27 protein-coding genes and 1 pseudogene are annotated in these 26,374 nt (G+C 73.7%); 15 read left to right on the plus strand and 13 right to left on the minus strand.

Features of this window, described 5'->3' with window-relative positions; all coding sequences use genetic code 11:
• Positions 1-22 precede the first annotated feature (22 nt).
• From AC067U_RS16080 to AC067U_RS16105, 6 genes are all read left to right on the plus strand, one after another.
• Positions 23-946 (plus strand): ABC transporter permease, encoded by a 924-nt coding sequence (locus tag AC067U_RS16080; protein ID WP_478830298.1) that lies wholly within the window; start codon positions 23-25, stop codon positions 944-946.
• Positions 934-1,788 carry an ABC transporter permease gene (locus AC067U_RS16085; RefSeq protein WP_478830299.1) on the plus strand — a complete coding sequence of 285 codons (855 nt, stop codon included), beginning with the start codon at positions 934-936 and terminating at the stop codon, positions 1,786-1,788. Before AC067U_RS16080 ends, AC067U_RS16085 begins: the two co-directional genes overlap by 13 nt.
• Before the next feature lie 8 nt (positions 1,789-1,796).
• Positions 1,797-2,924 (plus strand): ABC transporter ATP-binding protein, encoded by a 1,128-nt coding sequence (locus AC067U_RS16090; RefSeq protein ID WP_478830300.1) that lies wholly within the window; start codon positions 1,797-1,799, stop codon positions 2,922-2,924.
• A gap of 251 nt (positions 2,925-3,175) precedes the next feature.
• Positions 3,176-5,062, plus strand: a complete 1,887-nt coding sequence (locus AC067U_RS16095) for an HAD-IA family hydrolase (protein WP_478830301.1) — start codon at positions 3,176-3,178, stop codon at positions 5,060-5,062.
• A gap of 13 nt (positions 5,063-5,075) precedes the next feature.
• Complete coding sequence (locus AC067U_RS16100; RefSeq protein WP_478830302.1) at positions 5,076-5,654, plus strand: GNAT family N-acetyltransferase; 579 nt, start codon at positions 5,076-5,078, stop codon at positions 5,652-5,654.
• A 77-nt stretch (positions 5,655-5,731) separates the two neighbouring features.
• The gene (locus tag AC067U_RS16105; protein ID WP_478830303.1) at positions 5,732-6,469 is read left to right on the plus strand and encodes an SAM-dependent methyltransferase; all 738 of its coding nucleotides are present in this window, start codon (positions 5,732-5,734) and stop codon (positions 6,467-6,469) included.
• A 34-nt stretch (positions 6,470-6,503) separates the two neighbouring features.
• Here the strand turns inward: AC067U_RS16105 and AC067U_RS16110 are convergent, their stop codons facing one another.
• Together AC067U_RS16110 and AC067U_RS16115 are read right to left on the minus strand one after the other, a co-directional pair.
• On the minus strand, positions 6,504-6,740 hold the full coding sequence (locus tag AC067U_RS16110) for an NUDIX hydrolase (protein ID WP_478830304.1): 237 nt from the start codon (positions 6,738-6,740) through the stop codon (positions 6,504-6,506).
• Between the two features lie 233 nt (positions 6,741-6,973).
• Positions 6,974-7,624 carry a TetR/AcrR family transcriptional regulator C-terminal domain-containing protein gene (locus AC067U_RS16115; protein WP_478830305.1) on the minus strand — a complete coding sequence of 217 codons (651 nt, stop codon included), beginning with the start codon at positions 7,622-7,624 and terminating at the stop codon, positions 6,974-6,976.
• Positions 7,625-7,695: 71 nt separating this feature from the next.
• Between AC067U_RS16115 and AC067U_RS16120 the strand changes: the two genes are divergently transcribed.
• Complete coding sequence (locus tag AC067U_RS16120; protein ID WP_478830306.1) at positions 7,696-9,204, plus strand: FAD-dependent oxidoreductase; 1,509 nt, start codon at positions 7,696-7,698, stop codon at positions 9,202-9,204.
• Between the two features lie 58 nt (positions 9,205-9,262).
• Here the strand turns inward: AC067U_RS16120 and AC067U_RS16125 are convergent, their stop codons facing one another.
• The 4 genes from AC067U_RS16125 to AC067U_RS16140 all read right to left on the minus strand — a co-directional run bounded on the left by AC067U_RS16125 (position 9,263) and on the right by AC067U_RS16140 (position 12,370).
• Positions 9,263-10,342, minus strand: a complete 1,080-nt coding sequence (locus tag AC067U_RS16125; RefSeq protein WP_478830307.1) for a sensor histidine kinase — start codon at positions 10,340-10,342, stop codon at positions 9,263-9,265.
• Positions 10,335-11,030 carry a response regulator transcription factor gene (locus AC067U_RS16130; RefSeq protein ID WP_478830308.1) on the minus strand — a complete coding sequence of 232 codons (696 nt, stop codon included), beginning with the start codon at positions 11,028-11,030 and terminating at the stop codon, positions 10,335-10,337. The genes AC067U_RS16125 and AC067U_RS16130 overlap by 8 nt, the downstream gene beginning before the upstream one ends.
• Before the next feature lie 52 nt (positions 11,031-11,082).
• Positions 11,083-11,790: a VanZ family protein gene (locus AC067U_RS16135; protein WP_478830309.1), complete on the minus strand. Its 708-nt coding sequence runs from the start codon at positions 11,788-11,790 to the stop codon at positions 11,083-11,085.
• Positions 11,791-11,977: 187 nt separating this feature from the next.
• A complete protein-coding gene (locus AC067U_RS16140) occupies positions 11,978-12,370 on the minus strand; it encodes a RidA family protein (RefSeq protein ID WP_478830310.1) in 393 nt (130 codons plus the stop codon).
• Between the two features lie 146 nt (positions 12,371-12,516).
• Here AC067U_RS16140 and AC067U_RS16145 point away from each other — a divergent pair, with 146 nt between their 5' ends.
• Positions 12,517-13,005: an STAS domain-containing protein gene (locus tag AC067U_RS16145; RefSeq protein ID WP_478830311.1), complete on the plus strand. Its 489-nt coding sequence runs from the start codon at positions 12,517-12,519 to the stop codon at positions 13,003-13,005.
• Positions 13,006-13,046: 41 nt separating this feature from the next.
• On the opposite strand, the gene AC067U_RS16150 is transcribed toward AC067U_RS16145, so the two are convergent.
• The 3 genes and pseudogenes from AC067U_RS16150 to AC067U_RS16160 all read right to left on the minus strand — a co-directional run bounded on the left by AC067U_RS16150 (position 13,047) and on the right by AC067U_RS16160 (position 19,397).
• Positions 13,047-15,335 (minus strand): SpoIIE family protein phosphatase, encoded by a 2,289-nt coding sequence (locus AC067U_RS16150; RefSeq protein WP_478830312.1) that lies wholly within the window; start codon positions 15,333-15,335, stop codon positions 13,047-13,049.
• Positions 15,336-15,498: 163 nt separating this feature from the next.
• A pseudogene (locus AC067U_RS16155) lies at positions 15,499-18,120 on the minus strand (ATP-binding protein); the annotation flags it as partial.
• A 176-nt stretch (positions 18,121-18,296) separates the two neighbouring features.
• Positions 18,297-19,397: a carboxylate-amine ligase gene (locus AC067U_RS16160; protein ID WP_478830313.1), complete on the minus strand. Its 1,101-nt coding sequence runs from the start codon at positions 19,395-19,397 to the stop codon at positions 18,297-18,299.
• Positions 19,398-19,568: 171 nt separating this feature from the next.
• On the opposite strand from AC067U_RS16160, the gene AC067U_RS16165 reads away from it, so the two are divergent.
• The 4 genes from AC067U_RS16165 (at position 19,569) to AC067U_RS16180 (ending at position 21,915) form a co-directional block, all read left to right on the plus strand.
• A complete protein-coding gene (locus tag AC067U_RS16165; protein ID WP_478830314.1) occupies positions 19,569-20,126 on the plus strand; it encodes a hemerythrin domain-containing protein in 558 nt (185 codons plus the stop codon).
• A 187-nt stretch (positions 20,127-20,313) separates the two neighbouring features.
• Entirely contained in the window at positions 20,314-20,940 is a 627-nt protein-coding gene (locus AC067U_RS16170) for a nucleotidyltransferase family protein (RefSeq protein WP_478830315.1), read from the plus strand.
• Entirely contained in the window at positions 20,909-21,172 is a 264-nt protein-coding gene (locus AC067U_RS16175) for a BON domain-containing protein (protein WP_478830316.1), read from the plus strand. The genes AC067U_RS16170 and AC067U_RS16175 overlap by 32 nt, the downstream gene beginning before the upstream one ends.
• Complete coding sequence (locus tag AC067U_RS16180; protein WP_478830317.1) at positions 21,169-21,915, plus strand: metallophosphoesterase family protein; 747 nt, start codon at positions 21,169-21,171, stop codon at positions 21,913-21,915. Before AC067U_RS16175 ends, AC067U_RS16180 begins: the two co-directional genes overlap by 4 nt.
• A gap of 69 nt (positions 21,916-21,984) precedes the next feature.
• Here the strand turns inward: AC067U_RS16180 and AC067U_RS16185 are convergent, their stop codons facing one another.
• Positions 21,985-22,731, minus strand: coding sequence for an HAD family hydrolase (locus AC067U_RS16185; protein ID WP_478830318.1), 747 nt, complete (start codon positions 22,729-22,731; stop codon positions 21,985-21,987).
• A 127-nt stretch (positions 22,732-22,858) separates the two neighbouring features.
• On the opposite strand from AC067U_RS16185, the gene AC067U_RS16190 reads away from it, so the two are divergent.
• From AC067U_RS16190 to AC067U_RS16200, 3 genes are all read left to right on the plus strand, one after another.
• A complete protein-coding gene (locus AC067U_RS16190) occupies positions 22,859-23,053 on the plus strand; it encodes a CsbD family protein (protein ID WP_478830319.1) in 195 nt (64 codons plus the stop codon).
• Between the two features lie 142 nt (positions 23,054-23,195).
• Positions 23,196-23,753, plus strand: coding sequence for a hypothetical protein (locus tag AC067U_RS16195; RefSeq protein WP_478830320.1), 558 nt, complete (start codon positions 23,196-23,198; stop codon positions 23,751-23,753).
• A 6-nt stretch (positions 23,754-23,759) separates the two neighbouring features.
• A complete protein-coding gene (locus AC067U_RS16200; protein WP_478830321.1) occupies positions 23,760-24,275 on the plus strand; it encodes a hypothetical protein in 516 nt (171 codons plus the stop codon).
• Between the two features lie 95 nt (positions 24,276-24,370).
• Here the strand turns inward: AC067U_RS16200 and AC067U_RS16205 are convergent, their stop codons facing one another.
• The 3 genes from AC067U_RS16205 to AC067U_RS16215 are packed head-to-tail and all read right to left on the minus strand — an operon-like array spanning position 24,371 to position 26,288.
• Positions 24,371-24,610, minus strand: a complete 240-nt coding sequence (locus AC067U_RS16205) for a DUF6480 family protein (protein WP_478830322.1) — start codon at positions 24,608-24,610, stop codon at positions 24,371-24,373.
• A 32-nt stretch (positions 24,611-24,642) separates the two neighbouring features.
• Entirely contained in the window at positions 24,643-25,689 is a 1,047-nt protein-coding gene (locus AC067U_RS16210) for an NAD-dependent epimerase/dehydratase family protein (RefSeq protein WP_478830323.1), read from the minus strand.
• Complete coding sequence (locus tag AC067U_RS16215; protein WP_478830324.1) at positions 25,686-26,288, minus strand: hypothetical protein; 603 nt, start codon at positions 26,286-26,288, stop codon at positions 25,686-25,688. The genes AC067U_RS16210 and AC067U_RS16215 overlap by 4 nt, the downstream gene beginning before the upstream one ends.
• Positions 26,289-26,374: the final 86 nt, after the last annotated feature.

A 26,374-nucleotide genomic window follows, 5' to 3' on the forward strand; every position in this document is an offset into this window, starting at 1 on the left:
ACCCATCGACGTGATCACCGACATGAGCACACCTCCCGCCGCCGCCGCGCCCCCCGCGGCCGCGGCCGTGCCCGCCGCCCCCGCCGCCCGCACCGGGCGGCGGGCCCGCCGGGCCGGCGGAGCCCTCGCCACCGTCCCCCTGCTCCTCTTCACCGCGGTCGCCTTCGGCCTCCCCGCCGTCGCCATGCTCGACGGCGCCTTCACGGTCAAGGACCCGGCCACCGGCAGCACCGCCTACACCCTCGACAACCTGACCGCCTCCTGGCAGGGCGCGTACCTCACCGCACTGCTCGGCAGCGTGAAGCTGTCCGCCACCTCGGCCGTACTCGCCACGGTGCTCGGACTCCTGCTCGCCCAGGCCGTCGTCACCTCCCGGCACCGGGCCCTGCGCGAAGCCGTCCTCACCGCCTCCGGCGTCCTGGCCAACTTCGGTGGCGTCCCGCTCGCCTTCGCCTTCGTCGCCACCCTCGGCAACTCGGGCGTCCTGACCCGGAAGCTGGGCCTGGCCGACACCGGCTGGAACCTCTACAGCTTCTGGGGCCTGGTCCTCGTCTACCTCTACTTCCTCGTGCCCCTGATGGTCCTCACCATCACGCCCGCACTGGACGGCCTGCGCACCCAGTGGCGCGAGGCCGCACGCAACAACGGCGCCACCGGCCGCCAGTACTGGCAGCACGTGGCCCTGCCCGTCCTCGCCCCCTCACTGCTCGGCGGCTTCGTCCTGCTCTTCGGCAGCGCCTTCGCCGCGTACGCCACCGCCGCCGCGATGGTCGGCAGCTCGGTCCCCCTGGTCACGCTGCAGATCGCCGACGCGATCTCCGGCAACGTGCTCATCGGACAGGAGAACGTGGCCCTCGCCCTCAGCCTCGACATGGTCCTCGTCGCCGGCCTGGTGATGGCGGTCTACCTGCCCCTGCAACGACGGAGCGCCCGATGGCTCGCCTGACCACGACCACGGCGAACGCCGTGACCAAGACCCCCTGGCGGGCCCTCGTCCTGGCCGTGGCGGGACTGTACTTCCTGGTGCCGCTCGCCGCCTCCGTGATCTTCACCGTCGACGTCCCCGGCCAGGGCCTGAACCTCGACGCCTACGCCCGCATCCTCGACACCGAGGGCTTCCTGCCCAGCCTCCTGCTCTCGCTCGAACTCGCCGCCGCCACCATCGCGCTGGTCCTCCTCCTCATGGTCCCCGCGGCCGTCGCGCTGCGGCTGACCGCGAGCCCGCGACTGCGGGCCGTCGTCGAGGTGGTGTGCTCACTGCCGCTCGTCGTCCCGCCCATCGCCTTCGTCGCCGGCATCGGAACCGTCCTGAAGTGGGGCCCCGAACACCTCTCCCGCACCCCGCTCTTCCAGACCTTCGTCGCCGTCCAGAACCCGGACTTCCCCGTCGTCCTCGTCCTCGCCTACGTCGTGATGGCACTGCCCTTCGTGTACCGGGCCCTGGACGCGGGACTGCGCGCCATCGACGTGCGCACGCTCGTCGAAGCGGCCCGCAGCTGCGGCGCGAGCATGCCGCACGCCCTGGTCCGGGCCGTGCTGCCGAACCTCCGCGGCGCCCTGCTGAACGCCGCGTTCCTCACCCTCGCCCTGGTCCTGGGCGAGTTCACCATCGCCCAGCTGCTCGGCTTCCGGCCGTTCGCCGTCTGGATCGTGAGCACCAGCGGCTCGAACGCCCAGATGTCCGTGGCCGTTTCCGTGCTGAGCCTGCTGGTGACCTGGCTGCTGCTCCTGCTCCTCGCCGGCCTCGGCGGCCGCCGCTCCCCGTCCCCGACCACCGACCGGAAATGACACCCCTCATGAGCCTCACCGCCCCCTCGCAGGCCACGGCCGCCGTCCCGGCCGACGGGTCCGCCGCGGCCGCCACGGCCGGCGCGGCCACCGTGGAACTGCGCGGCCTGCGCCGGTCCTTCGGTGCCACCACCGCCCTCGACGGGCTCGACCTGACGGTGCGTCCCGGTGAACTGCTGGCGCTGCTCGGCCCCTCCGGCTGCGGCAAGACCACCGCCCTGCGCATGCTGGCGGGCTTCGAGACCCCGGACGCCGGCGAGATCCTCGTCGACGGCGAGGACATCACCAAGGTGCCGGCGCACCGCCGCGACGCGGGCATGGTCTTCCAGTCGTACAGCCTCTTCCCGCACCTGACCGCCCTCGACAACGTGGCCTTCGGCCTGCGCATGCGGGGGGTCCGCGCCGCCGAGCGGCGCGCCCGGGCCGCCGAACTGCTGGACCTGGTCGGCCTCGCCGACAAGGGCGACCGCTACCCCCACCAGCTGTCCGGCGGCCAACAGCAGCGCGTGGCCCTGGCCCGCGCCCTCGCCCTGCGCCCCCGCGTCCTGCTCCTGGACGAGCCGCTGTCCGCCCTCGACGCCAAGGTGCGGCTGACCCTGCGCGAGGAGATCCGCCGCCTCCAGCAGGAGCTGGGCATCACCACCCTGTTCATCACCCACGACCAGGAAGAGGCGCTGTCCATGGCCGACCGGGTCGCGGTCATGCGCGCCGGACGGCTGGAGCAGATCGCCGCGCCGGCGGAGCTGTACGCGCGACCGGCGACGGCCTTCGTCGCCGAGTTCGTGGGCACCATGAGCCGCCTCCCGGGCCGGCTGGGCCAGGACGGCGCGACCGTGGAGGCCCTGGGCCGCCGCCTCCCCGTCGACGGCACCCCGCCCGCCGTGGCGGACGGCGCCGAGGTCGACGTCCTCGTACGCCCGGAGTCCTTCCGGGTCGCCGCGGACGAGGCCGGGCCCGACCGGATCCTGGGCAGCTCCTTCCTGGGCGCCACCGTCCGGCTCACCGTGGCCCTCGCCGACGGGACCCTGGTCAAGGCCGACCTGCCCGCCCACGACGCCTCCCCGCTGACCGCGGGCACCGCGGTCCGCCTCTCGCTGCCGGACCGGCCGGTCCTGGTGGCCCCCCGGACCGCCTGAGCCCGGCCCAGCGGCGGCTGCACCCGGCACCCGCCTTCCGCCCACCCGCCTCCGGCCCCGGGCCGACGCCGCGCGGGACCCGTGCGCGCTCCGCGCCGGTTCTCGGTTCCCGCCTTCCGCGCCCGGCTCCGGAACCCGATACCCCCATGCCCGATACCCGTGCCCGGAGCGGTGGTTGGCGACCCCGCCCTGCTCCGGCCCACCGCCCCGCAGTACTGTCGATCAACACCCCGCTCCTGAAAGAGATCTTCGTGACGCCCCTCCAGACCCCCGCCGGGCCGGCGCTCCAGGCCGTCCTCTTCGACATGGACGGCACGCTCGTCGACACCGAGCAGCTCTGGTGGGACACCGTCGAGGAAGAAGCGGCGGGGCTGGGGTACGCCCTGGCCGAAACCGACCGGGCGGACGTACTGGGCCGTCCCGTGGAACACACCGCCGGCGTGCTGGCCGCGCGTACCGGAGGCTCCGCCGCCGCGATCGCCGCGGCGCTCCACCGCGCCTTCGCCGAGCGGGTCCGCGCCCGGGTCGTGCCCCGGCCGGGTGCGCTGGCCCTCCTCGGCGCCCTGCACGACGAGGGCGTCCCCACGGCCCTCGTCACGGCCTCCCCGCGGGAGGTCGCGGACACCGTGGTGGCCGCCCTCGCGGAGGCGGGCCACGGCGGGTTCACGGTCACCGTCACCGCCGACGACACCGCACTCACCAAGCCCAGCCCCGACCCCTACCTCGCGGCCTGCCGGGCCCTGCGCGTTCCGCCCGCGGCCTGCGTGGCCGTCGAGGACACCCCCACGGGCGTGGCCTCGGCCGAGGCGGCCGGCTGCCAGGTCCTGGCCGTGCCCTCCGTCACCCCGATCGCGTCGGCCCCCGGCCGCACCGTACTGGACTCCCTCGAACAGGCCACCCCGGAGGGGCTGCGCGCCCTGGTCGCCGGCGCGCCCGCGCCCCGCTTCCTCGTACCGGAGCTCACCACCCACCGCGCGCGGGCCGGCCGGCCGTTCACGGCCACCGTCGCGGGCCTGGTGCGCGGTGCCGCCCTCCCGGTGACCTTCGCCGCGGGCGCCGACCGCCCCGAGTGGCTCACGGTCCACGCCGACGGCACCCTGAGCGGCGTACCGGCACCCGCGAAGGCTCCGGCGGACCGTCCGGCCGCGGGCCCCGAGGCCGCCACCGCCACGGTCACCGCGGTGGACGCGCACGGTGCCACCGCCCACCTCACCGTCCGCATCCCGGTGGTGCGCCAGGACGCGCCCCCGCTCGACCGGATCCGGGTGATGAGCTGGAACCTGTGGGTCGGCGGCGGGTTCGTCGACGACCACCGCGACAAGCAGCTGGCGGTGCTGGCCGGCGCGAACGCCGACGTGGTCGGCCTCCAGGAGACGGCGGTGCACGCCGGGCCCGAACTGGCCGCCGCCCTCGGCTGGTTCCACCACTCCGCCGGAGAGAACCTCGCGATCCTGAGCCGGTACCCGGTCACAGCCGTCCTCGGCGACCCCGAGGTCGGCTTCTACGGCGCGGCCGGCGCCCGCATCCGCCTCGACGAGCACCCCGACGGCACCCCGCACGAGCTGGTCCTCTGGACGGCGCACCTCAACTACACCCCGTACGGCCCCTACGACGCCTGCTTCGACGGCCTCGCCGAACCCGAACTGATCGCCCGCGAGGTGGAGTCCGGCCGGGTCCGCGAGATCGAGGAGATCCTCGCGGCCATGGCACCGGAGCTGGGCGACGCCGACCGGACCCCGGTCGTCCTCACCGGCGACTTCAACACCCCCTCGCACCTGGACTGGACGGCGCACACCGCCGCCGCCGGACTGCACGGGGGGCACGGCCCGGTGTCCTGGCCCGTCTCCCGCGCCGTCGAACGCGCCGGCCTGCGCGACTCCTACCGCGAGGCCCACCCCGATCCGCTGACCGACCCCGGAACCACCTGGTCGCCCGTCCACCCGCGGCACGAGGACGGCAGCGGCCGCCCCGAGCCCCAGGACCGCATCGACTTCGTCCTCCACGCCGGCCCGCGCCTGACGGTGATCGACTCCACCGCCCTGGTACACGGCCGGATCAGCCCGTGGCCGGACGTCGCCGCCAACGACTGGCCCTCCGACCACGCGGCGGTGGTGACGACCTTCCGGTACGCGCGGTAGGCGGGCAGCGCGCGTGCAGATCGTCTCCCACCCCGAAGAGGCCGTTCCGGCCGCACTGCGCGTGCAGGTCACGGCCCTCCAGGACCAGGCCTGGCCGCCCCCGCCGGGCTCCGCCCGATCCCACGGGCCCTCGCACGACCCGGACCTGCACCCCCTGTCGATGCTCCTCCTGGACGGGGGAACGGTCCTGGCGGCACTGGACATCCTCTTCAAGGAGATCGTCCACGCGGGCGAGCGCTACGCCGCCGGCGGCCTGAGCACGGTGGTGACGGGACGCGAGGCCCGGAACCGGGGCCACGGCCGCCGCCTGGTCGCGGCGGCCCGGGAGACGATGCGCGAACGCGGCCTGGACCTGGGCCTGTTCACCTGCGACCGCCCGCTCCGGCCCTTCTACGAGAGCGCGGGCTGGCACCCGCTCCCGGGCACGGTACTGATCGGCGGCACACCGCAGACGCCCTTCCCCAGCGACCTGCCGGGCTTCGACAAGGTCACCATGGCCTGCTTCTTCTCCCCCAGGGCCCGCCGCGCCGAGCCGCTGTTCCACCACACCCGCATCGCACTCCACCCGGGGGAGACCGACAGGCTCTGGTGACGGCGCTGCCGCCGATACCGGTACGGGTGCGCGGAAATGGCGTGCGGGCACGAGGTACCGGATGGCACGCTCCGGCGGTGAACCGTGAACAGATCTCCAGGCTCGCCCATGCCCACCACCCGATCGCGGCCCCGCTCGACGACGACTCGGTGCGCCACCTGCTGGCCGGCGCTCTGCGGGCCGACGCCCGCCGTGTGCTCGACCTCGGCTGCGGCGGGGGAGAGTGGCTGCTGCGCGCCCTGACCGCTCATCCGCATCTACGGGCCGAGGGCGTCGACATCGCCGAGAGCGGCCTGGCGCACGCCCACCGGGCCGCGGCCCGGCTCGGGGTGGCGGACCGCCTGGTCCTCCACCCCGAGGACGCCGCGCACTTCACCTCCACCCACCCCTTCGACCTGGTCCTCTGCGTGGGCTCCACGCACGCCTTCGGCGGCCTGCTGCCCACCCTCGAAGCTGCCCGGGGTCACCTCGCCCCGGGCGGCCGGGTCCTCGTGGGCGACGGGTTCTGGGAGGGCGAACCGTCCCCCGGTGCCGCCGAACTCCTCGGCGACCTCGCCGACCTGCCGACCACGCTCGACCGGGTCACCGCGAACGGCTGGGTCCCGGTCCAGGGCCACATCAGCTCCCGCCGCGAACTCGACGCCTACGAATGGGCATGGACGGGTTCCCTGGCCGCCTGGGCCCTGGACCACCCCACCCACCCGGACAGCGCCCAGGCACTCGCGGCGGCCACGGCCCACCGCGACGCATGGCTGCGCACCTACCGCGACGCGTTCGGCTTCGTCACCCTCGTCCTCCGCCCGGCGCCCCACTGACCCTCGAGCCCTCCAGGACCTGCCTTCGCGGTGATCAGGTCCAGCCGAACTCGGTGTAGAGGCGGCCGGCCCGGATACCTTCGATGGCGGCCCGGGCGTAGGGGACGACCGGGTCCGGGAGGGCGGCGGCCGGCCACCAGCCCCAGGACACGCAGCGGTCGGGCTCCCGCACCTCCGGAGTGCCCGACCACCGGCGGGCACGGAACACCAACTGCATGCGGGGCTGCCCGCCGGGCCGGTCCACGACGTGCACGACGTGCGCCAGTTCCACATCGGCCGGCTCGATGCCGAGCCCGGGTCTCCTCGCCTTCGCGGTCCCCGCCGGGGATGCTCCACGTTCCCGGGTCGCAGATCCTTTTGTTCGCGTCCCGCAGGTGCAGGAGGTACCGGCCGTGCGAGTCCACCAGGAGCGCGGCGGTGCCTCGCGGTTCGGCGTCGGACGAGTCTGCCACTGGTGCCTCCGGAGGGGTGGTCGACGGGACCCGGTGCCGCCCGGGCGGGGGGTCAGCGGATGCCGTAGCGGGCCTCGATGCCTGCGATGAGCAGGTGGAGGCTTTCCTCGAAGCCCTGCTCGTAGTCCTGGAAGAGGTCGGCGCCGGCGGCGGCCGCGAGGGGGAAGTCCGCCATGCGCGCGGCGCGTTCGTCCACGTCGTAGCCCTCGCGGCGGTCGCCCGGGAGGGGTTCGACGCCCTGTTCCTCGGCGACGAACCCCAGGGTGAAGAAGTAGGCGGTGGTGAGGGCGCGTACGGCCTGGGGAAGGGTGAAGCCGGCGGCGGTGAGGGCGCGTAGGTTCTCCTCCAGCTGGACCGCGTGCTCGGTGCCGGTGAAGCGGGAGCCGCTGTAGACCTTCGCGCCGTCGCGGTAGCCGAGCAGGGCGGCCCGCAGGCCGGTGTTGGCGGTCGTGAGGCGTTCCTGCCAGGTGGCGTCGTCGGCGATCCGCTGTCCGGTGGTCATCCGCCGGTACATCTCCGTGGCCATCTCGTCCAGGAGTTCCTGCTTGTTCTTGAAGTGCCAGTAGAGGGCCGGCGCCTGGACGCCCAGCTCCTTCGCGATCGCGCGGAGGGTCAGTCCGTCGAGTCCGACCTCGTCGAGCAGCCGCAGTGCGGTGTCGACGGCCTGCTTCTTGTCCAGTTTCGGGGTTCTCCTGGTGACCACGCTTGACAGCTTAACACCGTTAAGCGCAAGCTGGGCGGGCCCTGCAACTTAACGGCGTTAAGGAGTTTGTCGTGGAGACGTACGCATCCGGATCCGCCCCGCACACCGGCGTGCTGATCGTCGGCGCGGGCCCCACCGGGCTCGCGCTGGCCGTCGACCTGGCCCGGCACGGAGTGGACGCCCTCGTCGTGGAACGGGCCGGCTCGCTCTTCCCCGGGTCGCGCGGCAAGGGCCTGCAGCCCCGCACCCTGGAGGTGCTCGACGACCTCGGCGTCCACGACGCCGTCCGCGCGGCCGGCGCCCCCTACCCGGTCGGGATGATCTGGCAGGACGGCACCCGCGCCGGCGAGCACCGCATGTTCGACGAGGCCGAGCCGAGCGAGGGCGCGCCGTACGCCGAGCCCTGGATGGTGCCCCAGTGGCGGACGCAGGAGATCCTCGCCGCGCGGCTCGCCGGGCTCGGCGGCCGCATCGCCTTCGGCCGGGAGCTGACCGGCATCGAGCAGGACGCGGACGGCGTGACAGCCACGTTCGCCTCCGGCGCACCCGTCCGCGCCCGCTACGCCGTGGCCGCGGACGGCGGCCGGTCCGCCGTGCGGCGCGCCCTGGGCATCGGCATGACCGGCGAGACGGTCGACCCGAACCCGATGCTGGTCGCGGACGTCCGCATCACCGGCCTCGACCGCGACCACTGGCACGTCTTCCCGCCGGCGGACGGCGAGGGCTTCCTCGCGATCTGCCCGCTCGCCGGTACCGCCGACTTCCAGGTGGTCGCCCAGTTCCCGGAGGGTACGGCCGCGGACCTCTCCCTCGACGGGATCCGCAAGGTGGTGGCCGCACGCTCGCACCTCGCCCCCGAGGACGTGACCGAAGTGCGCTGGGCCTCCGACTTCCGGCCGCGGGCCGCCATGGCCGATCGGTTCCGGGAGGGCCGCGTCTTCCTCGCCGGCGACAGTGCGCACGTGCACTCGCCCGCGGGCGGACAGGGCCTCAACACCAGCATCCAGGACGCGTACAACCTGGGCTGGAAGCTGGCCGCCGTACTGCGCGGGGAAGCGCGCGCGTCCCTGCTCGACTCCTACGAGGAGGAACGCCTGCCGGTCGCCGCCGAGATGCTCGGCCTGTCCACCCGCATCCACCGGGGGCAGGCCCGCCGGGGCGAGGCCACCCGGCAGCTCGGCATCGGCTACCGGGGCTCCGCCCTCGCGGTGGAGACCCGCACCGGCCTTGCCGAGGAGGCCCTGCGGGCGGGTGACCGCGCCCCGGACGGCACGCGCGCCGGCATCCGCCTCTTCGACGAGTTCCGCGGAACGCACTGGACCCTGCTGACCGTGGGCCCCGACCCCGCCCCCGCTCCCGTCCCGGTTTCCGCTCCCGTCCCGGCCCCCGCTCCGGACGCACCCCGGACCCTCCCCGGACTCCCGGAACTTCCCGCCCTTCCGGCCGTCCGCACGGTCCGCATCCCCTCCTACGAGGCGTACGGCGACGGCGTCTTCCTGATCCGCCCCGACGGTCACATCGCCTGGGCGGGTACCACCTCCGAAGGGCTGGCCTCCTACGTCGCCGCCCTCGCCGGCTGAAGGCCGCCGCTCCCGTACGGGGCGGAGCCGACCGGCGGAGGGCCCCGCTCGGGGATGCCTACGGAGCGCCCGGAAGCCGGGCCGTGACGAGGAGACCGCCGGCGGGGCGGGGGACGAGCTCCAGGGTCCCGCCGTGGGCGCGGACGATGCTGTGCACGATGGCGAGGCCCAGGCCGACGCCGGCGTGCTCGTCGGCGCGGACGCGGTCCGTGCCGCGCCGGAAGGGCTCGGTGAGGGTCGGGACCAGTTCCGGTGGCACGGGAGGGCCCGTGTTCTCGACCCGCAGCACGCTCGCATCCTGCCGCGCTTCGGTGTGGACCGTCACCGTGCCGCCGGCCGGAAGGTTGTGGACCACGGCGTTCTGGACGAGGTTCGTCACCATCCGCAGCAGGAGCTCCGCGGAGCCGCCGGTCCGGGTTGCCGCGCCGGTGACCTCCAGCGTGATCCCGCGCTGTTCGGCGAGGGGGAGGAGGGTTTCGGCGGCCTCTTCGGCGACGAGGGAGAGGTCGCAGCTCTCGCGGCCGACGTTCCCGCGGTCGCTGCGGCTGAGCAGCAGAAGGGCCTCGGTGAGGCCGATCGCACGCGTGTTGACGGTGTGCAGGCGCGCGAGGAGTTCGTCCCGGTCCCGTGTGGGGTCCCTGCGGGCGACGTCGAGCAGCGTCTTCGAGATGGCCAGCGGCGTGCGCAGTTCGTGGGAGGCGTTCGCGGCGAACCTCTGCTGCTCGGCGACGTGCGACTCGAGCTGTCCGAGCATGGTGTCGAACGCGTCGGCGAGTTCACGGAACTCGTCCCGGCGGCCTTCCATCCGGATCCGGTGGGACAGCGATCCGCTCCCGGCGGTCCGGGCCGCGGCCGTGATCCGGGTGAGCGGTGCGAGCATCCGGCCGGCCAGGAGCCATCCCCCGACGAGGCCGAACACGAGCAGGAAGCCCATCGCCGCAGCCGCGGCGGGGGCGAAGGTGTGCACCAGGAGGTAGCGGTTGGGCGAGATACCGAGGAGGCCCTGGGGGTTGTCGGGTACGTAGCGCAGCAGGAACCCCCACACCACGGCCAGCAGCAGGGCGCCGGCGAGGGCGAGGAACCCGGCGTAGCTGAGGGTGAGTTTCAGTCGGGCGCTGAGCCCTGCGCGTCTAGGCATCCGGGCTGTCCGGGCGGATGGCGTCGGGGGTGGTGCCGATGCGGTAGCCGACACCCGGCACCGTGGCGATGAGCCATGGTTCGCCGAGCCGTTTGCGCAGTGCGGAGACGGTGATGCGGACGGCATTGGTGAAGGGGTCGGCGTTCTCGTCCCAGGCCCGCTCCAGCAGCTCTTCGGTGCTGACGACACCGCCTTCGGCCGAGATGAGGACGTCGAGCACGGCGAACTGCTTGCGGGTGAGCGCAACGTACCGTCCGTCGCGGAAGACCTCGCGGCGGAACGGGTCGAGGCGCAGGCCCGCGATCTCGCGGACCGGCGGCCGGGCGTACGCGCGCCTGCGGTCGAGCGCCCGCAGGCGCAGGACGAGCTCCCGCAGCTCGAACGGCTTGGTGAGGTAGTCGTCGGCGCCGAGCCCGAACCCGGACGCCTTGTCGTCGATCCGGTCGGCGGCGGTGAGCATGAGGATCGGGATACCGCTGCCGGAGTCGACGATGCGCCGGGCGACCTCGTCGCCGGAGGGTCCGGGGACGTCGCGGTCGAGGACCGCGAGGTCGTAGGAGTTGACGCCGAGCAGCTCCAGGGCGGAGTCGCCGTCGCCGGCGATGTCGGCGGCGATCGCCTCCAGCCGGAGTCCATCACGGACGGCCTCGGCCAGGTAGGGCTCGTCCTCCACGATCAGTACGCGCATGTCCGAAGCCTAGGCAGCACGGCGTATCGCCGACGTATGCGAGGAGACCGGCTCAGGCGGCCAGGGTCGGCGGCGCGGGGCGGGGCCGGTCCGACGGCGCTTCCACCGGGCTGCGCCACCAGCGGCGCGACGCCAGCGCGGCCAGGGCGGCGCCGGTGGCGTTGACCAGTACGTCGTCCACGGAGGACACCCGGTCCAGGCTCAGGACGTACTGCGCGGTCTCGACGAGGACCGAGCAGCCCGCCCCGAGCGCCAGGATCCGCGGTACGGACGCCAGCGCCGCGAACCGCATCGGGGCGAAGAACCCCAGCGCAGCGAAGGCCAGTAGGTTGCCGCCGATCCCGATCGGCCCCATCGTGGCCAGGTCCTGCAGCGGTACCAGGCTCACCCGGCCGGGGACGATCCCGGCCCCGGCACCGGGCGTCATGATCATCCAGACGAACGGCACCGTCCCGTGGACCATGCCCACCTCCGCCAGCGACATCCGCCACGCCCAGGTGACGCCCGCGGCACGCCGACGGCGCGCCAGAGCCCACACCACGAGCAAGGCCAACGGCACCGCGACCAGCGTGACGAGCACCACGCCGTTGAACGTGCCGAAGCAGCCCTGCCACCGTCCGGCCAGGCACATCGGAGCGGACATCAGGAGCGGCCGCCGCACGATGAACAGGGCACCGGCCAGGCCGAGGACCGCCAGGGTGAGGGGCACGACCCCGCGCGTGCGGCGGGGTGGTACGGAGGGGGATGCGTCGTGGTTCATGCCCCTCATGGGAGACGGAGGGCCGTTGCGGTGGCGTATGCGGTTTTCGATACGCCGACGATAACGGTACACGTGTAACGCGATGGCTCGTGGGCAACGCCTTGTCGCAGAACGCCACTTCGGCGGTCAACACTTCGGCGGTCAACACGTTCAGCGGTCAACACGTCGGCGGTCGGTACGTCGGCCGTCAGTCGAGGATGGCGTCGATCTCCACCTCGACCAGCCAGTCGGGATCGATGAAGCGTGACACCTCGACGAAGGTGCACACCGGACGCACCGAAGCGAATCGCTCCCCGTGCGCCCGCGCGGCTTCCTTCCAGCGCGTCACGTCCGTGAGCATGACGCGCGTCCGCACGACGTCCTCCAGCGAGGCCCCGGCCTCCTTCAGCGCGGCTTCCGCGATGTCCAGGCACCGCACGGTCTGGGCGTGGACATCTCCCCTCCCCACGGTCGTGCCGTCGTCCCCGATCGGAGCCGTGCCGGCCACGGCGACGTGCTTCCCCTTGCGGACCGCCCGGGAAAAGCCGATCTCGGGTTCGAGCGGTGAGCCGGAACTGACCATCTGCCGAAGGTGATCCATGGCGCCATGCTCCCACGTCACCGGTCCGGCAGTTGTGACGCGCGGACGGGGCGGTGCGGGGCGGACGTTCCGGCGGTGCATGGGCGGGGGGTGACCGGGTAGGCGCACGGTGCGCAGCCGTGGCGCGCGTGCGTACGGAGGTCGGCATGACATCGCGATGGGCATCGGAGGCCGGGGTACCCGGCGGGGAACCGGAGGGATCCGGCGCCGAACGGTTCGCGGTGGAGGTGCGTCCCGTTCCGGGTGCGGTCGTCGTGACGCTCTCGGGGGAGCTCGACTACGACACCGCCGCCCCCTTGCGGTCGGCCCTGGAGGCCGCGCTGGCAGGCCCCGGGCCGTCCCGGCTGGTGGTGGACTGTGCCGGGCTGCGGTTCTGCGACTCGACGGGCCTGAACGTCCTCCTGCGTGCCCGCCTCGCCGCCCGTGCGGGAGGGGGCAGCGTGGAACTGGCCGAAGTACCCGATCAGGCGGCCCGGCTGTTCCGCATCACCGGCGCCGACCAGGTCCTCCCCGTACACCCCGACGTGGCCGCGGCACTGAACGGCAGCGGCAGTGCCGACGACAGCGGCAGCGCCGACGACAGCGGCAGCAGCAGTGGCAGCGACGGCGGCGGCCCCGGCGGGACCCGTTCCTGAGCGGCTACCGGGCAACTGCCCACAGCTCCCCGGCAGCCGCCTCAGGAGACCCGCACGACCACCAGGCTCGTGTCGTCGTCGGTGTCCCCGAGCACCGCCGCCATCAGCCGGTCCGCCCGTTCGTCCACCGGGCCGGGCCGCAGCTGCTCGGCCGCCCGGCGCAGCGTCTCCAGGCTCTCGTCCAGCCCGATGTGACGCCGTTCGACGAACCCGTCCGTGTAGAGGAGAAGGGTGTCCCCGGGCCGCAGACGGGTGGCCGACTCCTCGTACGCGGCCTCCGGGACCGCGCCGAGCAGGACGTTGTGCGGACCCTCCAGGAACCGGGCCCGCCTCCCGCGGAGCAGGAGCAGCGGAGGGTGGCCGGCGCCGGCCCAGCACAGCGACCGGTCGCCGGGGTCGAACAGGGCGCACACGACCGTCGCCGTGGGCTGCCCCGGCGCGTGCAGGGCGACCTCGTTGAGCCAGGTCAGCAGCCGGCCCGGGGTGCCGCCGGTGAAGGCCAGGCCGTGCAGCGCCCCGCGCAGGGCGATCATGGCGGTGGCCGACCCGATGCCGTGCCCCGCGATGTCACCGACCGTGACCAGCACCCGCCCGTCGGGCAGCGACTGCACGTCGTACCAGTCGCCGCCCACCCGGTACTCCGCGGCCGCGGGCCGGTAGCGGGCGGCCACCCGCAGCCCGGGCGGGGTCTCCAGGGCCGGGGCCTGCGGGACGATGGCCTGCTGGAGCCCCAGCACCAGGCGGTTGCGCAGTTCGGCCTCGGTGTGCGCGGCGGTGAGCTGGTCGAAGGTGGCGGTGAGCGCGAGTTCGGCGTGGTGCTCTGCCGACACGTCCTGGTAGACGCCGGTGATGCCGGTGAGGGTACTGCCGGTGAGCACCGGCTCGGCGGCGATCCTGACCCGGCGCACCCCGCCGTCGCCCCGGAACACCCGGACCAGGATCCGGCCGCCCTCGTGGCGGTCGGTGAGCCCGGCCAGCAGCCCGTCGAACCGTACGGTGTCCTCCGGGTGCAGGCGGCGCACCAACCCCCGCAGCGGCACGGGCGGGTCGGCGGGGTTCAGGCCGAACACCGCGTACGCCTGCTCGCCCCAGCGGGTACCGCCCCGCACCAGGTCGTCCTCGAAGACGGCCAGCCGGTCCAGGCGCGTCAGGGCCCGGATCACCGGCGGGCCGCGCAGGTCGTCGGTCCGCCACAGCACTGCGCTGTGCCCACGCCCCAGAGGAAGCACCCGTACCTCGGCCAGTACGGCCGCGGCGGGCGCCGGCGGGGCACGGCCGGCGTCCGCCGGCAGTGCGGGTGCGTACTGCGGCGCCCCGGTGGCGTCGGCCCGTGCGATCAGCCCGGCCAGTTCCTCGTACACGGCGGGGAGGACCTGGGCAGTGGTCCGCCCGGAAGGATCCTGCAGCGGGCCCAGGACCCGCAGGGCGGGCGGGTTGGCGTAGTCGACGACGTGCACGGGGGCGAACCCGCCCGGCGCTCTGTCCGCGGGCGGAACCACCACGCTGACCAGCATCGCCGGCAGGACGAGTTCGGCGAGCACGGAAGCGAGCCTCGGGGGCAGGGCAGGCCCGTCTTCCGTCCGGTCCAGCACGGGCTCGGCCGCCCGGCACAGGGAGGTGACGGCGGCCCGTACGCCGTCGTCGAGGGGCACCGGCCCGGGCCACACCACCAGCGCGAGCCCCGTGAGCCGTCCGGAGCGGCCGAGCGGGACCAGCCCACGGCCGGAGTCGGGACGCCGACCCGGCAGCCGCCCCTCCGCTCCCGGGCCGTCGGGGAACCAGGCGGGCACGCCCACGCTCAGGACGCGGTGCAGCGGGCCGTCGGCCTCGGGTGGGATCCACTGCCAGTGGCCGGCCTCCAGCGGGGTCGCCCCGGCCTGCCCGGCCAGTTCCAGGCAGTCCGTCTCGGTGCGCCGCCACAGGTAGACGGCTTCGGCGCCGAGCCGCCTCAAGCCGCCTGCCAGCAGGCTCTCGGCCGCGTCCCCGGCCGTTTCGGACACCAGGACCCGAGTGGTTCCCCGGCGGATCCGCCGGGCCTCGGCGGGCGGCAGCGAGGCGGGACCGAGGGTGCCGGGGTCGGTGTGGTCCCGATCCGGGCCGGCCGCAGCGTTGACGATGTCGGCGGCGAGGTCGACGGCACTCAGCCCGGTCGACCCGGCCAGCTCGAGCAGGTGGTCGTGGGCCTCGGCCGGAGACATGCCCCGCTGGGCCATGAGGACCCCGGCCGCGAGGTCCGTCAGGCTGCGCCGCGCGCGGTCGGCGCGCAGCGCCGCCACCTCGGCCGTGAGGTCCGTGACGGCCGAGGAGAGTTCGCTCTCGGACAGGGCCATCGGGGCTCCAGGTTCCGTCCGACCGGGCGCCGTTCCCGCGTGCTGCGCCCGTGTGCCGCTGCACCCCGATTCTAGATCCCCGGACCACGGGTGCGGCCCGGCCCCGGTGACGCCCCGGCACCGGTCCGGCACCGGCCCGGCACCGGTCCCGCACCGCGGGGCGTCACCGGGGCCGGAGCCGGGCTTGCAGCGTCATGAGCAGCTGCTCCGGGGCGACGGGTTTGACCACGTAGTCGGACGCGCCGGCGGCCAGCGCCTCGGTCCGGTCGCCGGGCATCGCCTTGGCGGTCACCACCACCACGGGTACGTCCCGCTGCCGCGGCATGGCGCGGATCGCCCGGGTGGTCGCGTAGCCGTCGAGGCCGGCCAACATCAGGTCCATCACCACCAGGTCGACTTCCGGGTGCGCGGCCAGCAGTTTGATCCCGGACTCGCCGTCGTCCGCGATCAGCACGTGCATGCCGGCCGACTTCAGGACCTCGGTGAGCGCGTGGACGTTGCGCGTGTCGTCGTCGATCACGAGGACCGTCCGGTCCCGCAGGTCCTCGTCGGCCTCGCCGCCCGCCGCCGCTGCGGCCACCGTGTCGGAGGCGTCGGACCTTCCGGTACGGGCGCGTTCCTGTGCGTCGTCGGCCGCGGCCCGGGCCCGCGCCTCCGGCTTGCCCCCGTGCTCCGGCAGGTAGAGGGTGAAGCGGCTGCCCCGGCCCTTGGTGCTCTCGACGGTGATGGTCCCGCCGAGCAGGCGTGCCACCTCGCGGCTGATCGACAGGCCGAGTCCGGTACCGCCGTACGCGCGGGCGGCGCCGCTCTCGCCCTGCTGGAAGGCGTCGAAGACCGATTCGAGCTGCTCGGTGGGGATGCCGATGCCGGTGTCGGCGACCGTGAACGCCAGCACCGGATCCGCCTCGCGCAAGGAGGCCGGCAGTTCCTCCCCGGACACCCGCTCGACGCGGAGCGAGACACTGCCCGCCTTGGTGAACTTCAGGGCGTTGGACACCAGGTTGCGCAGCACCTGCCGCAGCCGCCCCTCGTCGGTGACCAGCCCGGCACCCGCCTCCGGTCCCGCGCTCACGGTGAAATCCAGGCTCCGTTCCTCCGCGACGGGCCGGAAGGTGACGTCCACGTAGTCCAGGACCTGCTGCAGGGAGACCGGCTCCGGGTGCACGTCCATCCGGCCGGCCTCGACCTTCGACAGGTCGAGGATGTCGTTGATCAGCTGGAGCAGGTCGGATCCGGCGGAGTGGATGACGGTCGCGTAGTCCGCCTGCTTCTCCGTCAGGTTGCCCTCCGGATTCCGGGCGAGGAGCTGGGCGAGGATCAGCAGGCTGTTGAGCGGGGTGCGCAGCTCGTGGCTCATGTTGGCCAGGAACTCCGACTTGTAGAGCGATGCCCGGGCCAGCTGCCGGGCCCGCTCCTCCAGTTCCTGCCGGGCCTGCTCGATCTGACGGTTCTTCCGCTCGATGTCCCGGTTGCGTTCGGCCAGCAGGGCCGCCTTCTCCTGGAGTTCGGCGTTGCTGCGCTGGAGCTCGCGCTGCCGCGACTGGAGTTCCTGGCCCCGGGCGCTGAGCTCGGCGGTCAGCTGCTGGGTGCGTTCCAGGAGCTCGTCGGTGCGGGCGTTGGCGACCAGCGAGCTGACGTTGGCCCCCAGGAACTCGGTGAACCGTTCCAGGAAGTCACGGTGCACGGGCGCGAACGGGTGGACGGCGGCGAACTCCAGCGCGCCGAGCACCTGCCCCTCGACGACCACGGGAAGCACGATGAGGGTCGACGGGTCCGCGCCACCCGTGCCGGAGAGGATCCTCGCGTACCCGGGCGGCAGTTCGTCCACGACGAGGACGGCGTGGTCGGCGGCGGCCTGGCCCACGAGGGACTGGCCGAAACGGAACCGGCGGGGGCCGGCCGCGGGAGCGTCGGGGAGCCCGTACGAGGCGATCGCGACGAGCTCGGGGCCGTCCGGGCCGTCCGAGGCGAGGAAGAAGCTGCCGTACTGGGCGCGGACCAGCGGCGAGACCTCGCGCATGATCAGCTCGGCCACCATCGGCAGGGTCCGGGGCCCCTGGATGCCGGTGGAGATACGGGCGAGGTTGGTCTTGAGCCAGTCCTGTTCCTCGTTGGCCCGGGCCGTGGCGCGCAGCGATTCGACCATCGCGTTGATGTTGTCCTTGAGCTCCCCGACCTCCCCGGGGGCGTCCACGGTGACCGTACGGGTCAGGTCGCCGCGGGCCACCGCGCTGGTGACCTCGGCGATCGCCCGCACCTGGCGGGTGAGATTGCCCGCCAGCTCGTTGACGTTCTCGGTGAGCCGCTTCCAGGTGCCGGCCACGTCCGCGACCTCGGCCCGTCCGCCGAACCGTCCCTCGCTGCCGACCTCGCGGGCCACCCGGGTGACCTCGGCGGCGAACGAGCTCAGCTGGTCGACCATGGTGTTGATGGTCTCCTTGAGCTCCAGGATCTCGCCGCGCGCGTCCACCCTGATCTTCTGGGTGAGGTCGCCACGGGCCACCGCCGTGGCGACCTGGGAGATGTTGCGGACCTGCACGGTCAGGTTGTCCGCCATGCTGTTGACACCGTCGGTCAGCTCGCGCCACACCCCGCCCAGGGCCGGGACCCGGGCTTGCCCGCCCAGCCGTCCCTGCCCGCCGACCTCCTGGGCGACGCGCGTCACCTCGGTGGTGACCAGCGACAGCTGGGCGACCATCCCGTTGTAGACGACCGCGATCTTGCCGGGCAGTCCGTCGGCGTCCTCGGACAGCCGTGTGTCGAGATGGCCGTCTCGCACGGCGGTGAGGCCCGCGAGCAGCTGCTCCAGTATCCGCTCTGTCTCGTCCATCGACGGTCCCGGAATCCGCTGGGGAATTCCACTCTGGCACGAGATCGGCGCGGCGGCCCCGTACGGCCACCACCGCGCGGAATGACGCAGGTCAGCGGGGCGGGTGGAACACCTGGCCGGGCACCCGGCCGCTACACCGAGGCGGTGGCCAGCGCCAGCTCGTCGACCACCTCGGTGAGCCGGCCGTGCCGGCCGAGCACGGCCCGCTGCCGGGCGGCGCCGCTGCCCTCGGTCCGCAGCCGGCCCAGGAGGCCGTCGACCAGGCCGAGGTCCCCGGCCGCCGCCAGGCCCGGTGCCGCGCGTTCCACCAGCCGGTCCACCAGCAGCAGGGCGGGCAGCTCCTCGCCGCTGAAGGCGTCGAGGCCCGGCCCGTCGAGTCCGTGGACCGCCGCGAGCTCGTGCGCGGCCCGCAGCCGCTGCTCCGGCACCCGCGGCGGGGGCAGGCCGTCGGCCACCTCGGTCCGCAGGCTCTCGGCGAGGCCGCGCACCAGAGCCGCGACCAGGATCACCGTGTCCACGTCGGCGTTGGTGTCCGCGACCCGGATCTCCAGGGTGGGCACGTGCTCGGAGGGGCGGGCGTACCAGTAGACCATCCGGCGGTCCATCAGGATCCGGTGTTCGACCAGGGCGCCCACGTACGCCTCGTACTGTGCCTCCTGCAGCAGCGGGGCCGGGCCCACCGTGGGCCAGCGCCCGAACTCCATGTACCGCCAGCTGTCGAAACCGGTGTCCCGGCCGAGGGAGAACGGGGAGTTGCCGGTGAGCGACTGCAGGACCGGCAGCCAGGGACGCATATGGCCCGCCAGCGCCAGGGCCGTGCCCCGTTCCATGGCGCCGATGTGGACGTGGCAGCCGCAGACGAGGCCGTCGTAGTCGCCGACGATGGCGGCGAACTGCCGTGCCATGCGCCGGTAGCGGTCCGAGTCCGTGACCGTCAGCGGGCGTTCGGGCGGCACCACGGGAGTTCCCGTCGCCACCAGCCGGCAGCCGGACTCCTCGGCGGCGGCCGAGGCGATCCGCCGGAGCCGGGCCAGTTCGGCACGCAGCTCCCGCGTGCCGGCCACCGGCACCGTGCAGACCTCCACCTGGGAGGCGAAGAACTCCGTCTGCACCTGTTCCCCGAGCTCCCGCGCGGCCGAGGCGATCACCGCTGCGGCCCGCTCCGCGGGGCGCCTGCTGGCCTGGTCCACCAGCAGGAACTCCTCTTCCACCCCCATGGTCAGCACACTCATCACGGTCTCCTCGCCGCCCTGCGCCTACCCGCTCGGGCCGCACGCACGCACCCCGGCCCGCCGCACCGGTCGGGCGGGGGCCGCATGGCGGCGGGGGAGGTGGGCAGGCGCGCCGGGTACGGCCGGCGGGAGGGTCCCGCCGGGACGCCGACAGGGAAACGGAGCACCACCATGGGACACGGTGGAGACGTGATCCGAGAACTGACCGCCGACCACGACGAGGTCAAGGACTTCTTGCAGGAGCTGCGCGGCACCACCGCACCGGAGCAACGCCGCACCGTCGCGGACAAGCTGACGATCGAACTGGTACGCCACTCGGTGGCGGAGGAGCAGTACCTCTACCCGGCGGTGCGTGAACACATCGCCGGCGGCGACGCGATCGCCGACAGGGAGATCGCCGACCATGCCGCCGTGGAGGAGATGCTGAAGAAGCTCGAGGGCCTGGACCCGGCCGGGCAGGAGTTCACGCACTGCGTGGAGGAGCTGCGCACGGAGGTCCTGGCGCACGTCAAGGACGAGGAGGAGAACCTGTTCCCCTCGATGCGGCGCAGCTGCCCGCAGCAAGCCCTCGACGACCTCGGAGACAGCATCCGCATGGCGAAGAAGCTCGCCCCGACCCGCCCGCACCCCGGCAGTCCGCAGACGCCGCCGGCCAACAAGCTGCTGGCCCCCGGGCTGGGGCTGGTGGACCGGGCCCGTGACTTCGTCACCGGCCGGGGCAAGGACTGACAGGGTGAGGACTGGCAGGGTGAGGAGTGGCGGGCAAGGACTGACGGGCAAGGACTGACGGGCTGAAGGTGTGACGGGCCCCTGTCCCGGCCGGACCCCGGGCTCAGCCGCGTGTTTGGGCAGCCCGGCCAGGGGCAGGCGCCGGGCTCCAGAGGGACATCCCGTGCTCCCCGAGGCGGTGAACGCCGTGACCGACACCGACAGCGAGGCCCTTCCCCGGGACCACACGCAGGCGATCCTGGAGACGACCAAACGGGTCGCCGCTCTCCTCAAGGAATCCGGGGTCCCCTTCGCGCTCGCCGGAAGCGTCGCCGCGTTCGCCCACGGAGTGCCCGCCCGGTTCCGCCACGACACCGACTTCTGCCTGCGGCGCCAGGACGCCGACGCCGCCGTGAAGTCTCTCGCCGCCGGCGGGATCACGGTCCTCGACGCTCCGGAGGACTGGCTGGTCAAGGCGCGCGACGGAGCGGAGGTCGTCGACCTGATCCTCGACACGGCGGGCCGGCCCGTCGACGAGGAACTGCTCCAGCGCGCCGAAGTCCGCGCGGTGGACTCCGTACGCATGCCGGTACTCGCGCCCACGGACCTCATGGACAGCCGTATGAACGCCCTGTGCGAGCACTACTGCGACTTCGCCGACCTCCTGCCCATGGCCCGGATGCTCCGCGAGCGCATCGACTGGGCCCACCTCGACCGGCGCTACCGCAGCCGACCCCTGCCCGACTCCTTCCTCTACCTGCTCGAGCGCATGCAGGTGATCGAGCCCCGCGAGGAGGCCCGCCGTGACCCCGCACCGCACCACGACGACGCCTGAATACCAGGCCCAGCACCTGCGCGACCGGCTCGCGCACGACGAAATCGCCGAGCTGGGCGTCCGGGTCGAGGTCCGCGGCGACACCGTCGTCCTGTGGGGGGCGGTGTCCGACCGGGGGTGCCGCGAGACCGTCCTGCGCATCGCCGAGGACGTCCTCGCACCCCTGCCCTGGCGCCACGACCTGACCGTCGTCAGCGCCCGGCCGCCCGACCACGGGGAGGAGCTGCCGTGATCCGCGTAGCAGCCGTGGGGGACATCCACCTCGCACCCGGCAGCGAGGGAACCTTGCGTCCCGCCTTCGAGACCCTCGGTGAACACGCCGACCTGCTGCTCCTCGCCGGGGACCTCACCCGTCACGGCACCCCGGCCGAGGCGGCCGTCGTCGCCGGCGAGGTTGCCGGGCTGCCCGTGCCCGTCGTGGCCGTCCTGGGCAACCACGACCACCAGAGCGACCAGCCCCAGGCCGTCACCGACATCCTCGGCGAGGCCGGTGTGACCGTCCTCGAAGGCGCGGCGGCCGTCTTCCGGGTCGACGGCGCCGCGGTGGGGGTGGCGGGCGCCAAGGGATTCTGCGGCGGCTACGCCGGCCGCTGCGCCAGCGACTTCGGCGAACCCGAGATGAAGGCGTTCATCCTCCACACCCGCCGCTCCGCCGACACCCTGCGGGACGCCCTGCGCGGTCTGGCGGCGGCCGGGGCCGACCTGCGCATCGCGCTCACGCACTACTCGCCCGTGCCGGACACGCTGGCCGGCGAACCCCCCGAGATCCACCCCTTCCTCGGCAGTTACCTGCTGGCCGAGGCCATCGACGAGGCCGGAGCCGACCTGGCCGTCCATGGACACGCCCATCTGGGCACCGAGCACGGGATGACCGCGGGCGGCGTCCGGGTCCGGAACGTCGCCATGCCCGTCATCGACCGGGCCTACGCCGTCTACCACCTGACGCCGCGGGGCGCGGGGACGACGGCGGGGTGACCGGGGGGCACCGGGCCGCCGGGACGGCTGAAGCCGGCGGAGGGTGCGGAGGGTAGGGACGTACGGGTCTCAGGCGGCGATCCGGGCGAACGGCCCGGTGCGGAGGGTGTGCAGGAGCTCCGCCGGGTCCGCGTGGACGGTGTCGGCCCCCGCGGCTTCCAGGTCCACCGCCGGGATCCCGCCGCAGAGCAGTGCGACGCAGCAGCCCACCGATGCCCGGCGGCCGGCCCGCATGTCCCAGACGCTGTCCCCGACGAACACCGCCCGGCCCGGCTCGGCACCGGCCAGTTCCAGGGCCCGGTGCACGGGCTCCGGGTGCGGTTTGCCGTGCTCGACGTCGTCGGAGCTGGTGGCCGCGTGGATCGCGTCGTCGGCGCCGATGGCCCGGCGCAGCGCCGTCAGTTCCCTTCCGGAGGCCGAGGTGACCAGGACGACGCGCCAGCCGTCGTCGGCGAGCGCGTGCAGCAGGTCCCCGGCGCGCGAGGTGGCCGCGATCCGGTCGAAGTAGGTGGCGTAGAGCACGTCGTGGGCGGTGCTGATGCCGTCCTGCTCGTCCCGGCCGTGACCCGGGCCGAGGAGGTGCTCCACCAGGTCCGGGGCGGGCAGGCCGAGGGCGTGGTGCACGGCGTGCATGGGGATGCGGTGTCCGGCCTGCCGGAACGCCTCCCACCAGGACGTCACGTGCAAGGGGTTGGTGTCGGTGAGGGTTCCGTCGACGTCGAAGAGCGCGGCGCGGACGCCGTCGGCCGAACCGGCCCGGTGGATCGGCCCGGACGTCTCCGTCTCGTTCACCGCCATGCATCCGATGTGGGCCATACCCGGAGCCTACCCGTGTCGGCTCCTTCAAACTTCGCTCCCCGTTCGGGTGTACGGGCGGGTTCCCGGGGCAGGCGCGACAGCGGAGACGTCTGCGCGACGAGATGGTCTGAGAAGGGAGCACGCCATGGCCAAGAAGGCCAAGGGCAAGATGGAACAGCTCAAGGGCAAGGGCAAGGAAGCCGTCGGCAAGGCCACCGGAAGCGACCGGATGAAGACCGAGGGCAAGATGGACCAGGCCAAGGGCAAGGCCAAGGAGACGATGGGCAAGGCCGAGGGCCACGCCCGAGGCATCGACGAAGGTCTGCGCGGCAAGAAGTAGGTCCGCGCCGCGTCACGGCCACGGCCGACCTCGCTCCGGACAACCGGACGAACGAAGGGCCCTCCGCCACGGCGGAGGGCCCCGCGTTTGGCGCGCGACGGTCCGGGAAGGCGCGCGGCAACACACGCTCCTGGAGGACACGATGTCAACCGGAACATTGCTCGCGATCATCATCCCCGTCGTCCTCGTGTTGATCGCCATCGGAGTGGCACTGTGGATGCTGGCCCGCCGCCGTCGGCTGCAACGGGAGTTCGGCCCCGAGTACGGGCGGGCCGTGGAGGAAACGGGCGGGCCGCTGAAGGCCGACCGTGAACTGAGCAGCCGCGAGCAGCGGCACGACGCGCTGCAGCTGCGCGAGCTCCCGACCGAAGTCAGGCGCGAGTACGTCCAGTTGTGGAACCGGGAGCAGGAGCACTTCGTGGACCAGCCCGGCGACGCGGTCGCGCAGGCGGACCTGCTGGTCACCCGGCTGATGCGGGATCGCGGCTATCCGACCGAAGGCAGTTACGACCAGCGCCTGCAGGACCTGTCCGTGGAACACGGCCGGACCCTGGAGCACTACCGCAGCGCACACGAAGTGCAGGTACGCAGCGCGGACGGCGAGGCCACCACCGAGGAGCTGCGGGGTGCGATGGTGCACTACCGCGCGCTGTTCGACGAGCTTCTGACCCCCGCCGGCTCCGCACGAACGAATGAGTGAGACCCCATGCGACACGACACCCGTGAACAGACCGGCGAACTGACCACCGAGGACCTCGCCAACCCGTCCGCCGGCCGGACCGGAGAGGACACCGCCCCTCCGCCCCTGTACCCGGGCGAGGCCACGGAGGAAAGGAGCGGCCGGTACGAGAGCGAGCGGTCCGACAGGGACCGGGACGACGTCGCCGAGGAGGCGACCGGGGAACCGGCCGTGGCGGAGACCTCCTCCGGTACTCCGTCCGCCCCGCCCGACGCGGAGCCCCTGATGCGGGAGTCCGAGGCAGCGGACTTTCGCGACCAGTGGACCCGGATCCAGGGCGGATTCGTGGACGACCCCAGGGAATCCGTCCGCGAGGCGGACGCCTTGGTGGCCTCCGTGATGCAGCACCTGGCCGGCACCTTCGCCGAACACAAGGAATCACTGGAGCGGCAGTGGCAGAGCGGCGAGGAAGTGGCCACCGAGGACCTCCGCCTCGCCCTGCAACGCTACCGGTCTTTCTTCAACCGCCTGCTGAGCACCTGAACGGATCAGCGCGACAGGACGCGGGCCCGCATCGCGGGTCCGCGTCCTTCGTCCCTCGTGTCCGGGGGCGTCCCTCGTGTCCAGGGGCTCGTGGGTCACATGGCCACCAGGATCCCGTACACGAGGAAGAAGAGCGCCACGACCACCGCCAGGATGATGATGGCCACGAGCGGACCCGCGCCCCAGCCCTTCTTGAGGGGACGGTACGGGCCGGCGCCGGAGGAGGTGCTCGATTCGGCCGGCGGGGTTTCGCCGACCGGGACGGAGCCGCCCCCGTCCAGGCCGGTGCTGGTGCGAGGATCAGGGTCCGGGTTGTACGGGGTGTTGGCAGTCATGTCTCCTTCTCTCTCCACCCCCCGTCGCTTGATCAGGCCTGTCGGCCCGTGCCGTCGCCGCCGCCGGACCCGGCTCCCGCTCCGACGAGGGGCGGGGTGTCGAGTCCGGCGCCCTGGCGGAGACCTTCCAGGAAGGCGCCGACCGCTTCCGTGGCCGTACGGGCGGGCACCCAGCCGAGCTCCTCGCGGGCCCGGCCCGCGTCGAGGAGCGGCAGCCGCAGGACGGCGTCCAGCAGTCCGGGCGCGGCCGGGGCCAGGTGCATCCGCCAGGCCGCGGCCAGCGCGGCACGAGCCGCCCCCGCGGGGAGCGGCACGGTCCGGGCGTGCAGCAGCTCGGCCACGGCCGCGGTGTCCAGCACCGGGTCGGCCACCAGGTTGAACGGTCCGCGGACGGGCCGCACCACCGCCGCCCGGTACGCCTCGGCGGCGTCGTCGGTGTGCAGGGCCTGGAATCGGAGCCCCGTGACGGCGGGCAGCGCCGGCACGAGGCCGGGCCGGACCAGCCGCCAGGGGAGCAGCGGGCCCGCGAAGATCCGCCGCTGTTCGGACGCCGACGCCGTCTTGAACTGGAAGCCCGGCCGCATCCGTACCACCCGCATGTCCGGGTGGGCGAGCTGGTAGCCGTCGAGGTACCGCTCCAGGTACGCCTTCTCCCGGGTGTAGGCGGCACCGGGCCAGCCATGGGTCGGCCAGGACTCGTCGACCGGGCGGCCGTCGCCCGGTCCGGGTGAGTACGCGCCGACCGAAGAGGCGTACACCAGGGCGTGGACCCCGGCGCGGGCGCAGGCCTCGAAGACCCTTACGCCGCCCAGCACGTTGGTGCGCCAGGTCTCCACCGGGTCGTGGGTGGGCTGGAACTTCCACGCGAGGTGCACGACCGCGTCCGCGCCGGCGAACAGCTCGGCCAGGTCGGTCCGCCCGGGGTCGATGTCGGCCGTCGCCCAGCGAACCCCGGGCACGTCCAGGCCGGGCCGCCGGCGGGCGACGCCGAGTACGTCCGTGACCATGGGGTCCGCGGCCAGGGAGCGGACCACGCTCGTCCCCGCGTTGCCGGTGGCGCCGGTCACCACGACCCTCATGACGCCCACCCCGCCTTGCGGAACGGCACGTGCAACCGGCCGTGGCCGGCGGTCTGCCGGTGCAGGGGAGGCCGGGAGCCGGGCACGAAGGTGCGGTCGACCGCGGCCAGGCGCAGCCCTTCCAGCAGCTCGATCTGCCGTCGGGCGCGGGCTGCCAGCCGGTCGACGGATTCGGTGACGATCCGGTCGTCGGTGCGGGAGACGTTGTGGAGGGAACGCCAGAGGGCGAGCTTGCCCTCCACCCCCAGGCGGAGCGCCTCCAGTTCGAGCACGTCGCTCAGGGGCGAGCGGGAGACCAGCCGGCCATTGGGTTTGACCCGGGCCAGTTTCTCGGCGAACCGGACCGTCATGTTCCGAGCCCGTTTCACGGGCACGTCGAGGGCGGTCATGATCTTCATCAGGTGCTCGCGGTCCTCGGCGATCTCTTCCGCGAGTTCCGCCAGGCGCGGCCCCGCGGGGCCGCCGTGGTGGACCCGGGCCATCCGGCGGACGAGAGCGACCCCGCCTGCCGCCCCCGCGTAGTGGTCGTTGAGGTAGATACCGAGCAGGCGTTCCGGGTCGGGGGAGGAGGACCGGGAACGGCCGGGGGCGGAATGCATGTCACCAGCTCCGATCGAGGGGGGTGGCGGTGCGCGCCGCGCGAGGGCGGCAGTCGGCGCCCCGGGGAGAGGACGCCTTCCGTGCG

It is taken from the genome of Streptomyces sp. NPDC043853 (assembly GCF_056436025.1).

Bases quoted from the DNA above. Each gene is read 5' to 3' on its own strand.
- AC067U_RS16205 (WP_478830322.1), bottom strand. From the start codon at position 24,610: ATGACTGCCAACACCCCGTACAACCCGGACCCTGATCCTCGCACCAGC.
- AC067U_RS16130 (WP_478830308.1), bottom strand. From the start codon at position 11,030: ATGCGCGTACTGATCGTGGAGGACGAGCCCTACCTGGCCGAGGCCGTC.
- AC067U_RS16085 (WP_478830299.1), top strand. From the start codon at position 934: ATGGCTCGCCTGACCACGACCACGGCGAACGCCGTGACCAAGACCCCC.
- AC067U_RS16145 (WP_478830311.1), top strand. From the start codon at position 12,517: ATGACATCGCGATGGGCATCGGAGGCCGGGGTACCCGGCGGGGAACCG.
- AC067U_RS16125 (WP_478830307.1), bottom strand. From the start codon at position 10,342: ATGCCTAGACGCGCAGGGCTCAGCGCCCGACTGAAACTCACCCTCAGC.
- AC067U_RS16185 (WP_478830318.1), bottom strand. From the start codon at position 22,731: ATGGCCCACATCGGATGCATGGCGGTGAACGAGACGGAGACGTCCGGG.
- AC067U_RS16090 (WP_478830300.1), top strand. From the start codon at position 1,797: ATGAGCCTCACCGCCCCCTCGCAGGCCACGGCCGCCGTCCCGGCCGAC.
- AC067U_RS16080 (WP_478830298.1), top strand. From the start codon at position 23: ATGAGCACACCTCCCGCCGCCGCCGCGCCCCCCGCGGCCGCGGCCGTG.
- AC067U_RS16215 (WP_478830324.1), bottom strand. From the start codon at position 26,288: ATGCATTCCGCCCCCGGCCGTTCCCGGTCCTCCTCCCCCGACCCGGAA.
- AC067U_RS16210 (WP_478830323.1), bottom strand. From the start codon at position 25,689: ATGAGGGTCGTGGTGACCGGCGCCACCGGCAACGCGGGGACGAGCGTG.
- AC067U_RS16140 (WP_478830310.1), bottom strand. From the start codon at position 12,370: ATGGATCACCTTCGGCAGATGGTCAGTTCCGGCTCACCGCTCGAACCC.
- AC067U_RS16200 (WP_478830321.1), top strand. From the start codon at position 23,760: ATGCGACACGACACCCGTGAACAGACCGGCGAACTGACCACCGAGGAC.
- AC067U_RS16150 (WP_478830312.1), bottom strand. From the start codon at position 15,335: ATGGCCCTGTCCGAGAGCGAACTCTCCTCGGCCGTCACGGACCTCACG.
- AC067U_RS16165 (WP_478830314.1), top strand. From the start codon at position 19,569: ATGGGACACGGTGGAGACGTGATCCGAGAACTGACCGCCGACCACGAC.
- AC067U_RS16195 (WP_478830320.1), top strand. From the start codon at position 23,196: ATGTCAACCGGAACATTGCTCGCGATCATCATCCCCGTCGTCCTCGTG.
- AC067U_RS16135 (WP_478830309.1), bottom strand. From the start codon at position 11,790: ATGAACCACGACGCATCCCCCTCCGTACCACCCCGCCGCACGCGCGGG.
- AC067U_RS16190 (WP_478830319.1), top strand. From the start codon at position 22,859: ATGGCCAAGAAGGCCAAGGGCAAGATGGAACAGCTCAAGGGCAAGGGC.
- AC067U_RS16160 (WP_478830313.1), bottom strand. From the start codon at position 19,397: ATGAGTGTGCTGACCATGGGGGTGGAAGAGGAGTTCCTGCTGGTGGAC.